At 73.6% G+C, this 13,602-nt stretch carries 14 protein-coding genes; 9 read left to right on the plus strand and 5 right to left on the minus strand.

Annotation, left to right across the window (positions count from 1 at the left end):
- Window position 1: 1 nt before the first annotated feature.
- The 5 genes from UK12_RS06000 (at window position 2) to UK12_RS06020 (ending at window position 3,741) form a co-directional block, all read left to right on the plus strand.
- Entirely contained in the window at window positions 2-985 is a 984-nt protein-coding gene (locus UK12_RS06000; protein ID WP_045300369.1) for an alpha/beta hydrolase, read from the plus strand.
- A complete protein-coding gene (locus tag UK12_RS06005) occupies window positions 982-1,707 on the plus strand; it encodes an alpha/beta fold hydrolase (protein ID WP_045300371.1) in 726 nt (241 codons plus the stop codon). The genes UK12_RS06000 and UK12_RS06005 overlap by 4 nt, the downstream gene beginning before the upstream one ends.
- Before the next feature lie 13 nt (window positions 1,708-1,720).
- Entirely contained in the window at window positions 1,721-2,275 is a 555-nt protein-coding gene (locus tag UK12_RS06010; protein ID WP_045300373.1) for a Dps family protein, read from the plus strand.
- Between the two features lie 71 nt (window positions 2,276-2,346).
- Window positions 2,347-2,808 carry an SsgA family sporulation/cell division regulator gene (locus tag UK12_RS06015; protein WP_052681619.1) on the plus strand — a complete coding sequence of 154 codons (462 nt, stop codon included), beginning with the start codon at window positions 2,347-2,349 and terminating at the stop codon, window positions 2,806-2,808.
- An 18-nt stretch (window positions 2,809-2,826) separates the two neighbouring features.
- Window positions 2,827-3,741: a glyoxalase gene (locus UK12_RS06020; protein WP_045300375.1), complete on the plus strand. Its 915-nt coding sequence runs from the start codon at window positions 2,827-2,829 to the stop codon at window positions 3,739-3,741.
- 53 nt (window positions 3,742-3,794) lie between these two features.
- On the opposite strand, the gene UK12_RS06025 is transcribed toward UK12_RS06020, so the two are convergent.
- Together UK12_RS06025 and UK12_RS06030 are read right to left on the minus strand one after the other, a co-directional pair.
- Window positions 3,795-4,622 carry an alpha/beta fold hydrolase gene (locus UK12_RS06025; RefSeq protein ID WP_045300377.1) on the minus strand — a complete coding sequence of 276 codons (828 nt, stop codon included), beginning with the start codon at window positions 4,620-4,622 and terminating at the stop codon, window positions 3,795-3,797.
- A gap of 107 nt (window positions 4,623-4,729) precedes the next feature.
- Window positions 4,730-6,154 carry a dihydrolipoyl dehydrogenase family protein gene (locus UK12_RS06030; RefSeq protein WP_045300379.1) on the minus strand — a complete coding sequence of 475 codons (1,425 nt, stop codon included), beginning with the start codon at window positions 6,152-6,154 and terminating at the stop codon, window positions 4,730-4,732.
- A 182-nt stretch (window positions 6,155-6,336) separates the two neighbouring features.
- Between UK12_RS06030 and UK12_RS06035 the strand changes: the two genes are divergently transcribed.
- On the plus strand, window positions 6,337-6,651 hold the full coding sequence (locus tag UK12_RS06035; protein WP_045300381.1) for a GNAT family N-acetyltransferase: 315 nt from the start codon (window positions 6,337-6,339) through the stop codon (window positions 6,649-6,651).
- A gap of 7 nt (window positions 6,652-6,658) precedes the next feature.
- Here the strand turns inward: UK12_RS06035 and UK12_RS06040 are convergent, their stop codons facing one another.
- The 3 genes from UK12_RS06040 to UK12_RS06050 all read right to left on the minus strand — a co-directional run bounded on the left by UK12_RS06040 (window position 6,659) and on the right by UK12_RS06050 (window position 9,654).
- Window positions 6,659-8,260, minus strand: a complete 1,602-nt coding sequence (locus tag UK12_RS06040; protein WP_045300383.1) for an MFS transporter — start codon at window positions 8,258-8,260, stop codon at window positions 6,659-6,661.
- Window positions 8,261-8,479: 219 nt separating this feature from the next.
- Window positions 8,480-8,962 carry a DoxX family protein gene (locus UK12_RS06045; protein WP_045300385.1) on the minus strand — a complete coding sequence of 161 codons (483 nt, stop codon included), beginning with the start codon at window positions 8,960-8,962 and terminating at the stop codon, window positions 8,480-8,482.
- 29 nt (window positions 8,963-8,991) lie between these two features.
- A complete protein-coding gene (locus tag UK12_RS06050) occupies window positions 8,992-9,654 on the minus strand; it encodes a hydrolase (RefSeq protein ID WP_045300387.1) in 663 nt (220 codons plus the stop codon).
- A gap of 280 nt (window positions 9,655-9,934) precedes the next feature.
- On the opposite strand from UK12_RS06050, the gene UK12_RS06055 reads away from it, so the two are divergent.
- From UK12_RS06055 to UK12_RS06065, 3 genes are read left to right on the plus strand one after another with little or no spacing between them, the layout of a single operon-like run.
- Complete coding sequence (locus tag UK12_RS06055; protein ID WP_045300388.1) at window positions 9,935-11,017, plus strand: LLM class flavin-dependent oxidoreductase; 1,083 nt, start codon at window positions 9,935-9,937, stop codon at window positions 11,015-11,017.
- 18 nt (window positions 11,018-11,035) lie between these two features.
- Window positions 11,036-11,668, plus strand: coding sequence for a CE1759 family FMN reductase (locus tag UK12_RS06060; RefSeq protein ID WP_045300390.1), 633 nt, complete (start codon window positions 11,036-11,038; stop codon window positions 11,666-11,668).
- Window positions 11,669-11,715: 47 nt separating this feature from the next.
- Complete coding sequence (locus UK12_RS06065) at window positions 11,716-13,602, plus strand: amidohydrolase (protein WP_045300391.1); 1,887 nt, start codon at window positions 11,716-11,718, stop codon at window positions 13,600-13,602.

Below are 13,602 nucleotides of genomic sequence, written 5' to 3' on the forward strand. Positions count from 1 at the left end.
CATGTCCGAGTCGAAGCTCGCCGGCCCGACCCTGGAGCCCGAGGCCCGTGCCTTCGCCGAGGCCACCGCGAACCCCCCGTACCTCTTCGACCTGGGCCCGGCCAAGGGCCGCGAGGCGGTCGACCAGGTGCAGTCCGGCGGCACGGCCGGCCCGGAGATCGACGAGGAGTGGATCGAGGTGGCGGGCGGTCCGACCGGCTCGGTGCGCGCCCGCATCGTCCGGCCGGCCGGGGTCACCGGCCCGCTGCCCGTCGTGCTGTACATCCACGGCGCGGGCTGGGTGTTCGGCAACGCCCACACCCACGACCGGCTGGTGCGCGAGCTGGCCGTCGGCGCCGGGGCCGCCGTGGTCTTCCCGGAGTACGACCTCTCGCCCGAGGTCCGGTACCCGGTCGCCATCGAGCAGAACTACGCCGTGGCCCGCTGGATCGTCACCGACGGCGCCGGCCGGGGGCTGGACGCCGGCCGCCTCGCCGTTGCCGGTGACTCGGTGGGCGGCAACATGAGCGCGGCGCTCACCCTGATGGCCAAGGAGCGCGGGGACGTCCCGCTGGTGCAGCAGGTGCTGTTCTACCCGGTCACCGACGCCGCGTTCGAGACCGAGTCCTACCACCGGTTCGCGACCGGGTACTTCCTGCGCCGCGACGCCATGCAGTGGTTCTGGGACCAGTACACCACCGACCCCGCCCAGCGCGCCGAGATCACCGCCTCCCCGCTGCGGGCCACCGCCGAGCAGCTCACCGGGCTGCCGCCCGCGCTGGTCATCACCGGCGAGGCCGACGTGCTGCGCGACGAGGGCGAGGCGTACGCCGTGAAGCTGCGCCAGGCCGGTGTGCCGGTGACCGCGGTGCGGTTCCTCGGCACCATCCACGACTTCGTGATGCTCAACGCGCTGCGGCCCTCGCGCTCGGCGCAGGGCGCCATCGCGCTCGCGGTCCAGACGCTGCGGGACGCGCTCCAGGACACCCCGAGGGACGCCGAGTGACGACCAACGACACCCCCACAGTGGTGCTGGTGCACGGCGCCTTCGCCGACGCCTCCAGCTTCGCCCGGGTCGTCCCCGAACTGCTCGCCGACGGGCTGAAGGTGCTGGCCCCACCGGTGCCCAACCGCAGCCTGACCGGTGACGCCGACTACCTGGCCTCGGTGGTCCGGCAGATCCCCGGGCCGGTCGTGCTGGTCGGCCACTCCTACGGCGGTGCCGTGATCACCGTGGCCGGTGCCGAGGAGAACGTCAAGGCGCTGGTGTACCTGGCGGGTTACGCGCTGGAGGAGGGGGAGAGCCTGGGCGAGCTGCAGGCCCGCTTCCCCGCCTCGGAGCTGGCCGACGCGCTGGTGTACGCGCCGTTCCCGCTGCCGGACGGCTCGGGCGAGGGCACCGACGTCTCGGTCGAGGCGGAGCGCTTCCCGGAGATCTTCGCCGCGGACGTGGACCCGGCGCTCGCCCGGGTGCTCGCCCGCTCCCAGCGCCCGCTGGCCGCCGCGGCCTTCGCCGAGGCCGCGCCGGTCGCCGCCTGGCGGACCAAGCCGTCCTGGGGGCTGGTCGCGGCCGCCGACCGGACCATCAACCCCGAGGTCGAGCGGTTCGGCTACCGGCGCGCCGGGATGACCACCGTCGAGGTCGACTCCTCGCACCTGGTGATGCTCTCCCAGCCGGAGCAGGTGGCCGAGCTGATCCGCACCGTCGTCCGCTGCGTGACCGCCTGACCGGGAGTATTCGATGACCAGCCAGCCCCGACTCCACCAGCACGGCCCCGAGGTGCAGGCGTACGGCACCGTCACACAGTTGCCGATCGCGCTCGCCCACGACACCCGGCAGTACTCCTGCCAGCGGCTCAACCGCCTGCTCGCGGACACCCAGTTCCTGTACGCGCTGTACAAGAAGCACCACTGGGGCGCGCACGGCCCGACCTCCTACCAGCTGCACCTGTTGTTCGACAAGCACGCCCAGGAGCAGCTGACCCTGGTCGACGCGCTCGCCGAGCGGGTGCGGATGCTGGGCGGCGTCCCCGTGGGCGACCCCCGGCACGCCGCCGAGATCACCGGTGTGCCGCGCCCGCCGGACGGGGTCGAGGACGTGCCCGCGATGCTCTCGCGGCTCCTCGACGCCCACGAGGCCGTCCTGGCCGAGGCCCGCGACGCGGCCGGCCGCACCGCCCAGCTCGGCGACGACGGCACCCAGGACCTGCTGGTCTCCCAGCTGATCCGCACCGGTGAGGCCCAGGTCTGGTTCCTCGCCGAACACCTCGTGGTCACGCCCCGTCCCGAGGCGTGACCGACCGGGCGGGGCCGGTCCTCGGCGGGCCCCGCCCACTTGCCCGAATCGTCACCACCTCGGAGGTACCCGTGTCCGGCCGCCACCCGATGCACGATCAGGGGCCTGCGGCCGGCGCGGACTCCACTGTGCTCCCGCTGGAAGCACAACTGTATGTAGGAGAGGGACAATTCATCGACCTGCCGGTCCCCTTCCGGTACTGCCGGGACGCGCCGTTCGCCGTCGTCCTGGAGTTCCCCGAGGCGGAGGAGGCCGTCGGGACGTGGGAGTTCTCCCGCGACCTGCTGTGGGAGGGCCTGCACAAGCCGGCAGGGCTCGGCGACGTGCGGATCTGGCCGCCGTGCCAGTGCCACGGCCGCACCCTGCTGCGGATCATGCTCATCGGGCCGGACGGCACGGCCCTGCTCGACCTGCCTCTCAAACCGCTGCGCAGCTGGCTCCGCAAGGAGAGCTACGCCCTGGTGCCGCGCGGTACCGAAGCCGAACTCATCGACTGGGAGGCCGAGTCGGCCCACCTGGCCGGTGATCACTGATTCAGGAGGAACACCCTCATGCGCTCCCGCTTCCCCGTCCGGCTGCGCCTCGCGGCGCTGGCCACCGCACTGCTCGCCCTCGGCCCGGCCACCGGCCTGACCGCTCAGGCGGCCGAACCCACGATCGCGGTGGGCACGCAGTACGACACCACCCACGTGTATGTGACCCCCGGTGCCATGGACGCCTTCGTCACCAGCTGGGAAGCCGTCTTCGGCGGCCACCACACCCAGAAGGCACTGGTCACCGTCACGCCCACGCCCAGCAGGACCTACTCCGAGCTGGTCCTCTCGCCGGTCGGCACCCTCTCGGTCTTCGACTACCAGACGCCCGCGCCCTACCCGTTCGGGGCGGAGCGCACCGGCTGGCTGGTCAAGGACCTCGACCGGGGCGTCCGCAAGGCCGAGCAGGCCGGGGCCGCCGTCGTGGTGGCCCCGTTCGACGACCCGATCGGGCGGGACGCCGTCGTCCAGTTCCCCGGCGGCATCGACGCCCAGCTGTACTGGCACACCACGCCCCCGTCCTACCCGGCGCTGGCGACCGTGCCGGAGAACCGCCTGTACGTCCCGGCCGGCTCGCTGCACGCCTTCCTGCGCAGCTACCTGCGCTTCACCGGCGGCCGGGTGGTCTCGGACGACTCCCGTGCACCCGGCGCCGAGCTGGGCCTGCCCGGCAGCACCTACCACCGGATCAGGATCACCGGCCCGTTCGGGGACACCGCGGTGCTGGCCACCGACGGGCACCTGCCCTACCCCTTCGGTCGGGAGCTGACGGGCTACCAGGTCGACGACCTGACCGCGACGCTGGCCCGGGCCCGGACGGCCGGTGCCCAGGTGCTGTGGGGACCGCAGACGGCCGGTGGCCGTGACTCCGCGCTGGTGCAGTTCCCCGGCGGCTACCTGGCCGAGCTCCACGACCTGCGCCCGGGGCGCTGAACGACGGGAGGGCGGCCGGAGGAATTTCCTCCGGCCGCCCTCCCGTGCGTGGTTCAGCCGATGAAGCTCAGCAGCTCCTCGTTGACCTCCTCGGCGTGCGTCCGGATCAGGCCGTGCGGGCCGCCCGGCACCACGGCCAGCCGGGTGTCGGTGATCAGGGCGGGCAGGCGGGCGGCGGTTGCCGACAGGGGGAGGGTGCGGTCGGCGTCGCCGTGGATGACCAGGATGGGGACGTCGATCTTCGGCAGGTCCGCGCGGAAGTCGGTCAGCCAGGCCGGGACGCAGGCCAGGGTGGCGTGGGCCGAGGCGCCGACGGCGACATTCCAACTCGCCTGGACGGCCTGGGGGCTGATCCGGTCCGGCAGGGCGTCGGCGTTGTAGAAGTCCTGCAGGAAGGCGCTCAGGAAGGCCGGGCGGTCCGCCGCGATGGCCGCCTGGATGCCCTCGAACACGGCGCCGTCGACGCCCTCCGGGTTGTCCTCGGTCTTCAGCAGGAACGGCGGGACGCCGCTGATGAGCACGGCCTTGGCGACCCGGGCGGACCCGTAGCGGCCGAGGTAGCGGGTCACCTCGCCGCTGCCCATCGAGAAGCCGACCAGTGTCACGCCCTGGAGGTCAAGGTCGGTCAGCAGCCGGTCGAGGTCAGCCGCGAAGGTGTCGTAGTCGTAGCCGGTCGTCGGCCGGTCCGAGCGGCCGAAGCCGCGGCGGTCGTAGGTGATGACGCGGTGGCCGGCCGCCAGCAGGGCGGCCGTCTGCCGCTCCCAGGACGCGCCGTCCAGCGGCCAGCCGTGGATCAGCACCACCGGTCGGCCGCTGCCGTGGTCCTCGTAGTACAGCTCCACATCGGCCGAGTTCTCCCGGTCCACCGTGAGGAAAGGCATGGTGTGTCGTCTTTCTGACGTGGGGTCATGGTACGGCTCACGCTAGGAGGCGGTGGGGCGGCGGAATTGTCCGCCGACGTACCGGAGCTGTTCCGTGCGTGCGCCGCTCAGCCCCGGTAGGTCTCCAGCAGGCGCAGCCAGACCTCGCTGACGGTCGGGTAGGCGGGGACGGCGTGCCAGAGGCGGTCGAGCGGCACCTCGCCGGCGACCGCGACCGTCGCGGAGTGGAGCAGCTCGGCGACCCCGGCGCCGACGAAGGTCACCCCGAGGACGGTCTCCCGGTCCAGGTCGATGAGGGCCCTGGCCTGCCCCCGGTACCCGTCGGCGAAGAGCGCGGCCCCCGCCACGTCGCCGATCCGGTAGTCCACGGCCCGCACGCGCCGGCCGCTCGCGGTGGCCTCGGCGAGGGTGAGCCCGACCGAGGCGACCTCCGGGTCGGTGAAGACCACTTGCGGCACGGCCACCCGGTCGGCGGTCGCCACGCTGCGCCCCCAGGGCGCGAGGTCGAGCTCGCGGCCGGCCGCCCGGTCGGCGATCACCGTGCCGAACACCCGGCCCTGGTACTTGCCCTGATGGGTCAGCAGCGCGCGGCGGTTGACGTCACCGGCCGCGTAGAGCCAGCCGCCGGGCACGCCCACGGCCAGCCCGGTGTCGTCCACCTCGATCCAGCCGCCGGGCTCCAGCCCGACCGTCTCCAGCCCGAGCTCGCCGGTGGCGGGCCGTCGCCCGGTGGCGAACAGCACCTCCTCGGCGCGCAGTTCACCGTGCTCGCCGAGATCCAGCACGAGCTCGCCGCTGCGGGTGAGACCCTCGACCGACACGCCGAACCTGAGGTCCACTCCGGCCTCGCGCAGCGCCTCGGCGACCAGCTCGCCCGCGAAGGGTTCCAGCTTCGGCAGCAGGGCCTGGCCCCGGACCAGCAGGGTGACCCGGCTGCCGAGCGCCTGCCAGGCCGTGGCCAGTTCGACGGCGACCGCGCCGCCGCCGACGATGGCCAGCCGGGGCGGGGCCTCGGCTGCGCCGGTCGCCTCGCGGTTGGTCCACACGCCCGCCTGCTCGATCCCGGGCAGGTCGGGGAGGGCGGCGCGAGTGCCGGTGCACAGCGCTACGGCGTGGCGGGCCGTCAGGGTGCGACGGCCGCCCTCGGGCAGGTCCACCGCCACCCGCCGCTCGCCGTCCAGCCGGCCGTGTCCACGGACCAGGGTGATCCCGGCCGAGTCGAGCCAGGCCACCTGGCCGTCGTCCTGCCAGTGCGCGGCGAAGGCGTCGCGCCGGCGCAGCACGGCGTCGGTGTCGAGCTCGCCGCCGGCCGCCGCCCGGGCGCCGGGCAGCCGCCGGGCCTGCTGCAGGGCGGCCGGGGGCCGGAGCAGTGCCTTGCTCGGCATGCAGGCCCAGTAGGAGCACTCGCCGCCGACGAGCTCCCGCTCGACGATCGCCACGCTCAGGCCGCCGGCCCGCGCGCGATCGGCGAGGTTCTCCCCGGTCGGGCCGGCCCCCAGCACGATCAGGTCGAACGCGTCCGCGTTGCTCATCCGGTCACTGCCTCTCTCGGTGTCCGACGGTCGGGGACCGACGTTAGGCAGTCCGGCGGGGGCGGCCTGTTCCGTGAGTGCCCGGTGTTGTTCCCGGAGAGAACAGGGGACGACAAATGTTGAGTCTTCAACTAAAGTCTCTCCCGTCGGTCCGAGCGGGCCGCCCCGATGTAGGAGGAACCATGGAGCAGTCCGTCGTGGACAACGCCGAGAAGTCGCGCTTCGAGATCCGCGAGGCGGGCGAGCTCGCCGGTTTCGCCGAGTACCACCGCTCGGGCAGCGAGATCGCCTTCATCCACACCGAGATCGACCCGCGCTTCGAGGGCCGGGGCCTGGCGGGCAAGCTGGCTCGCACCGCCCTCGACACGGCGCGCGAGCAGGGGTTGGCCATACTGCCCTACTGCCCCTTCATCCGTGGCTGGATCATCAAGCACCCCGAGTACATCGACCTGGTCCCGGCCTCCCACCACGCCAAGTTCGGTCTGCTGGCCGACTGAGCGCGGGTCAGAGGCCCTGGGGCCGGGCTGCGACGGCGTGGGTCACGACCGGGTCCTCGGCCGCGAACCGGCGGGCCGTGCGCTCGAATTCGTGATCGATCCCGGTGTAGCGGTCGTGGTGCTGGGCGCGGTGCTCGGCCCAGGAGGAGACGGTGAAGACCTCGGTGAACCGCTCCGGGGCGGCCGCGTCCCGGTACAGGCCCCAACCGATGGCGCCGGTGCGGCGGCGCGAGGCTTCGATGGCCGCCATCGCGCGGGTGAAGTCCGGGGCGTCCGGGACGGCGACCCGGTAGGTGGCGGTGACCAGGACCGGGCCGTCCTGCGGGGCGGGCTCGACGGTCAGCCGTGGTTCCGGCCAGGTGTCGGAGAGGGCGGGATCGGCCCGGCCGTTCAGCAGGGGGAGGCCGCGCAGTGAGACCACGCCGAGCAGGAGCAGCCCGGCGGGGACGGCGAGGGCGGCGGTGAGCCCGGCGCGCTGGGCCAACTGGCCCCAGACGAGGGCGCCCAGCGCGTTGCCGCCCTGGAAGACGAGCAGGTAGCAGGCGACCGCCCGTGCCCGGACCCAGTTGGGGACTTCGAGCTGCAGGGCGGCGCTGAGGGTGGACAGTCCCCAGATCCAGGCCGCGCCCGCCACCGCGAGGGCCGCACCGGCCGAGGTGGCGTCCCTGCTGACGGCGACGACGAGGAGCGCGCCCGCCGTCAGGGTACCGGCCAGGGCCAGCATGCCGGTGGCCCCGAGGCGGGCACCCAGTCGGGGCAGTGCGGCGGCGCCCAGGACGGCCCCCAGCCCGACGGCGCCGAGCAGCACGCCGTACCCGGAGGGGCCGAGGCCCAGCCGCTGGACGGCGGCCACCGGCAGCAGCGCCCAGAGGGCGGCGGCCCCGGGGACGAACAGCGCGCTGCGCAGCAGGATCCGCCGGACGCTCGGCGCATTGCGTACGTACCGCCCGCCCGCGCGCAGTGCCGCGAGGGCGTGTTCGCGTTCCTGGCCCCGGCGTGGCGTCTGGGCGGTGGGCCGCCACCGCAGCAGGACCAGCAGGATGCCGAGGAACGAGACGGCGTTGACGGCGAAGGTCCAGTCGACCCCGGCGGCCGCGACCAGGGCGCCGCCGAGGGCGGGCCCGGCCGCCCGGGCCAGGTTCATGTTGACCGCCCCGAGGGCCGATGCCTGCCGCAGCTGCTCGCGCGGGACCAGGCTGGGCTGGAGGGCCTGCCAGGCCGGGCCGCCCAGGGCGGTCAGGCAGCCGAGCAGGAAGGTGAGCAGGAGCAGCGACCACACGCCGAGGGTGCCGAGCAGGGCGAGTGCGGTGAGGACGGCCGCCGCTGCGGCCATCGCCGCCTGCAGGCCGAGCAGCAGACGGCGGCGGTCCACCAGGTCGGCGAGAACGCCGGCCGGCAGGGCGAGGAGCAGCACGGGCAGCCCGGCCGCGACCTGTACCAGCGAGACCAGCGCCGGCCCGTGGCCGACCAGCAGCCACTGCGCGCCGACGGTCTGCACCCAGCCGCCCACGTTGGACACGAACTGGGCCAGCCAGAGTGCCCGGAAGACCTTCTCCCGCAGCGGGCTCCAGGCAGGGCCGGCGGCTGCCGGGGTGGCACGGGGCTGCATCGGATTGCCTCCGGGAGGTGCGTGGGGCGGGCTCTTCGGATCACGGTCGGCTGAGACATCGGCCGCCGGTGCCGGTGGGCCCGTCCTGCCCGCTGGCGGGAGGGGCGTGCATCGGTGGCGGCTGGTCGGGGTGGTCGGGAGGAGCTGTCCTGGCGGGGGCGGACGGGTGTGGGCCCCGAGGCGGGGGTGCCTTGGGGCCCACGGGGGGTGCCTGGGGTGTCAGTTCCGGTGCAGGGCGAGCCGGGTAGCCAGGCCGCCGCCGACGCCGAGGGCCACGGCCACCGGCAGCCACCACAGTGGCCAGTGGGCCAGGCCGAGTGCGCCGTCCAGCGACCACTGGCCGGGGCCGGTGGCGGTGAGCACCGCGCCGATGACGATCAGGACGAGCGGGTACTCGAACCCGTCGTGCTGCACCCAGAGGCCGTGCGGCCACTTGACGGTGAGCGCGACGGTCATCACGCCCATCGCGCCCGCGCCGGCCAGCGGGGTGAGCAGGCCGAGCGCCAGCATCAGCCCGGCGCCGAGCTGGGTGCCGCCCGCGGCGAGGGCGGTGAGCACCCCGCCGCGGAAGCCGTCGCCGCGGAACTCCGCGGTGCCGCCGGCCAGTCCGCTGCCGCCGAGGTGGTAGCTGATCTTCTGGATGCCGTGACCCGCGATCAGCAGTCCGGCGACCAGACGCAGCAGGAGAAGGCCCGTGTTCATGAGGGAGCTCCGGTCAGGGTCGCGGCCGGTCAGCCGGCGGCGTGCGGGTCGATCATCGACTGGGCGTAGACGATGCCCATGCCGTAGGCGCCGGCGTGCTCCTTGACCAGGTCCGTGACGGCCACGTAGGTCTCGGTCCGGGCCCAGTCGCGCTGCAGCTCAAGGAGCACCTGCACCCAGGTGACCGGCACGGCACCGGCCGCGGTCATCCGCTGCAGGGCGTGCTCGTGCGCCTGCGGGCTGACGCCCCCGGAGGCGTCCGCGACCACGTACACCTCGTAGCCCTGCTCCAGCGCCGACAGGGCGGGCAGGACCAGGCAGACCTCGGTCCACAGGCCGGAGAGGATGATCTTGCTGCGGCCGGTGGCCTTGACCGCCTCGACCAGGGCCTCGTCCTCCCAGGCGTTCATGCTGGTGCGGTCGACGACCTCCTGCTTGGGGAACACCGCCTGCAGCTGCGGGAGGATCGGACCGGAGAAGGACTCCGCCGCCACGGTGGAGAGCACCACCGGCACGTCGAAGATCTTCGCGGCCTTCGCCAGACCGACGGTCGCGTTGATGATGGCGGTGCGGTCGCCGCTGCCGGTGCCGAAGAACATCTGCGGCTGGTGGTCGACGAACAGCATCATCGCGTTGTCCGGGGTGAGCAGGTCAGGGCTCGGGGCGGCGTGGACGGCTGCGAGGTCAACCATGGTTCTTCTCCTTTGTGCATACGGAAGTTGACGGAACATCAGCGCACCCGGCCGGATCGGCGGGGCGCCACGTCCGGTGACGTTAGTGCGGGTTCTCCGCTCCGGCTGCTCGCTCCGTGCCCGACCCTGTTCCGACACTGCACCGTGCTCGGGTGCCGGGCGGGCTGTGCACTGCGGGGCAACCGGCGGTGCGCTGCGGAGGCACTCCGGGAGCGGTCGGCGGCCTAGCTTCGCCGGGTGGCCCCATCGGGCCCGTTGTCAGTGGAAAGGCGGAACTCCCGTGCAGTTCGGGATCTTCAGCGTCGGCGATGTGACCGTCGACCCCACCACCGGACGCGCGCCGTCCGAGCAGGAGCGGATCAAGGCGATCCTGGCCATCGCGCTCAAGGCGGAGGAGGTCGGACTCGACGTCTTCGCGACGGGTGAGCACCACAACCCGCCGTTCGTGCCGTCCTCGCCCACCACCATGCTCGGCTGGATCGCCGCGCGCACCGAGCGGATCGTGCTGTCCACCGCGACCACGCTGATCACCACCAACGACCCGGTGAAGATCGCCGAGGACTACGCGATGCTGCAGCATGTCGCGGACGGCCGGGTGGACCTGATGCTCGGCCGCGGCAACACCGGCCCGGTGTACCCGTGGTTCGGCCAGGACATCCGCCAGGGCATCCCGCTCGCGCTGGAGAACTACGCGCTGCTGCGCCGGCTGTGGCGGGAGGAGGTGGTGGACTGGGAGGGCCGCTTCCGTACCCCGCTGCAGTCCTTCACCGCCACCCCGCGCCCGCTGGACGGGGTACCCCCGTTCGTCTGGCACGGCTCGATCCGCAGTCCCGAGATCGCCGAGCAGGCCGCGTACTACGGCGACGGCTTCTTCCACAACAACATCTTCTGGCCGCAGGAGCACACCCGGCAGATGGTCGCGCTGTACCGCGACCGCTTCGCGCACCATGGCCACGGCACGCCCGAGGAGGCGATCGTCGGGCTCGGCGGGCAGGTCTTCATGCGCCCCAACTCCCAGGACGCGGTACGCGAGTTCCGTCCGTACTTCGACAACGCGCCGGTCTACGGCCACGGCCCCTCGCTGGAGGAGTTCACCGAGCAGACGCCGCTGACCGTGGGCAGCCCCCAGCAGGTCATCGAGCGCACCCTGGCCTTCCGGGAGGTGGTCGGGGACTACCAGCGCCAGCTGTTCCTGATGGACCACGCCGGGCTGCCGCTGAAGACGGTGCTGGAGCAGCTGGACATCCTCGGCGAAGAAGTGGTGCCCGTGCTCCGCAAGGAGTTCGCCGTCGGACGGCCGGTGACCGTGCCCGACGCCCCCACCCACGCCGCGCTGCGGGACCGCACCCCCGACGCCTCCTGACCCCGACGGAGCCCCACGATGGCAACCACCTCGCCGCTCACCCTGGCCGTGGTCTCGGCCGGGCTGAGCCAGCCCTCCTCCACCCGCCTGCTCGCCGACCGGCTCGCCGCCGCCACCTCCGCGCACCTCGCCGAGGCAGGCCGTGAAGTACAGGTACAGCGCCACGAGTTGCGGCCGTTGGCCACCCTGATCTCGCACCACCTGCTGTCCGGCTTCCCCGCGCCCGCGCTGGCCCAGGCACTGGAGCAGGTGAGCGGGGCGGACGCGCTCATCGCCGTGTCACCGGTCTTCTCGGCCTCCTACAGCGGTCTGTTCAAGTCCTTCTTCGACCTGTTCGAGCCGGGCGCGCTGGCCGGCAAGCCGGTGCTGATCGCCGCCACGGGCGGAACGGCCCGCCACTCCCTGGCACTTGAGCACGCACTGCGTCCGCTCTTCGCCTACCAGCGCGCACTGCTCGCCCCGACCGCCGTCTTCGCCGCCTCCGAGGACTGGGGCGGGACGGGCGACGCGCTCACCGACACCCTGCCGGTACGGATCGAGCGGGCCGGGGCCGAGCTCGCGGCCCTGGCCGTCGCCGCCGCGTCGGCCCCGCTATCCGCCGCCCCGGCGCTGCCGTTCGCCCCGCCGCCGGCCGCGCTCAGCCCGCACTGAGCGCCCGCACCGACCCGTCCGCCGTCCTCGATCGAAGGAGAACTCCGTTGTCCAGCACGCCCGTTGCCGGAATCCGCCCCGGCAGCCCGGACCAGCCCGCCGACCTGGTCCTGCGCAACGCCAAGGTGTACACAGGCGACCCCCGGCGCCCGCAGGCGAGCGCTCTGGCCGTCCTGGACGGGCTGATCAGCGCCGTCGGTGACGACGCGGACGTCGCCGCGCTGGTCGGCCCGGACACCCGGGTGGTCGATGCGTTCGGCCGCCGGGCCGTGCCCGGGCTCAACGACGCGCACCTGCACGTGATCCGGGGCGGCCTCAACTACGTGCTGGAGCTGCGCTGGGACGGCGTACCGACGCTGCGCCAGGCGCTGGCCATGCTGCGGGAGCAGGCGGAGCGCACCCCGCCGGGCCAGTGGGTGCGGGTGGTCGGCGGCTGGTCGGCCGACCAGTTCGCCGAGCGGCGGCTGCCCACCCTGGCGGAGCTCAACGCGGCGGCGCCCGACACCCCCGTCTTCGTGCTGCACCTCTACCAGTCGGCACTGCTCAACCGGGCCGCGCTGCGCGCCGCAGGGTTCACCCGGGACACCCTGGACCCGGCCGGCGGCCAGATCGTGCGCGGCCACGACGGTGAGCCGACCGGCATGCTGATCGCCGCGCCCGGCGCACTGCTGCTCTACTCCACCCTGGCCAAGGCGCCGATCCTGGACGAGGCCGACCGGGCCGGCTCCACCCGGCACTTCCTGCGCGAGCTGAACCGCTTCGGCCTCACCTCCGCGATCGACGCCGCCGGCGGCTTCCAGAGCTTCCCGGAGAACTACGGCACCGTCATGGCGCTGGCCGAGCGCGGCGAGCTGACGCTCCGGATCGCCTACCACCTCTTCCCGCAGACCGCGGGGCAGGAGCTGGACGACCTCAACCGCTGGGTCTCCACGGTGCGCCCCGGCGGGGGAGACGCCTGGCTGCGGCTGAACGGCGCCGGGGAGAACCTCACCTGGGCGGCGGCCGACTTCGAGAACTTCACCGAGCCAAGGCCGCAACTCGGCGCGTACGAGAGCGAGTTCGAGAAGGCCGTCCGGCTGCTGACCGAGCACGGCTGGGGCTTCCGGCTGCACGCCACCTACGACGAGACCATCCGCCGCGACCTCGCGGTGTTCGAGAAGCTCGCCGCCGAGGGCCTCTTCCCGCAGGGCAGCCGCTGGCTCTTCGACCACGCGGAGACGGTGAGCCCGGAGAGCCTGGACCGGATCGCGGCGCTGGGCGGCGCCGTCTCGGTGCAGAACCGGATGTCCTTCCAGGGCGAGGCGTTCGTCAACCGCTACGGGGCGGCCGCCGCCGCCGAGGCCCCGCCGCTGCGCGCCATGCTGGACCGCGGCCTGACCGTCGCGGGCGGCACCGATGCCACCCGGGTCTCCTCCTACAACCCGTGGGTCGCCCTGCACTGGCTGGTCTCCGGCCGCGCCGTCAGCGGGCGGCGCCTCGCCGCCGAGCGCAACCGGCTCAGCCGCGAACAGGCCCTGGAGCTCTACACCCTGGGCGGCGCCCGCCTGACCGGCGAGGAGGAGGTCAAGGGCCGCCTGAAGGTGGGTAGTTACGCCGACTTCGCGGTGCTGAGCGCCGACTACTTCAGTGTGCCGGAGCCGGACATCGCGCACATCGAGGCCGTCCTCACCGTGGTCGGCGGCCGGATCGTGCACGGCTCCCAGGAGCACGAGGGGCTGGCCCCCGAGCTGCCCGCGATCGCGCCCGCCTGGAGTCCGGTCACCCGCTTCGGCGGTTACCACGCCACCCCCGCCCCGAGTCTGGCCGGCTTCCGGCAGGCCGAGCGGGTGGTGGAGGCCGCGGCGGCCTCCGAGGAGCAGCGCGCCTGGCGCGAGGCGCGCGGTCTCGTTCGGCCCGGCCAGGGCGAGGAGCCGCTGGACCCATGCTTCGCCTGA

Source organism: Saccharothrix sp. ST-888 (genome assembly GCF_000955975.1).
Classification (GTDB): domain Bacteria; phylum Actinomycetota; class Actinomycetes; order Streptomycetales; family Streptomycetaceae; genus Kitasatospora.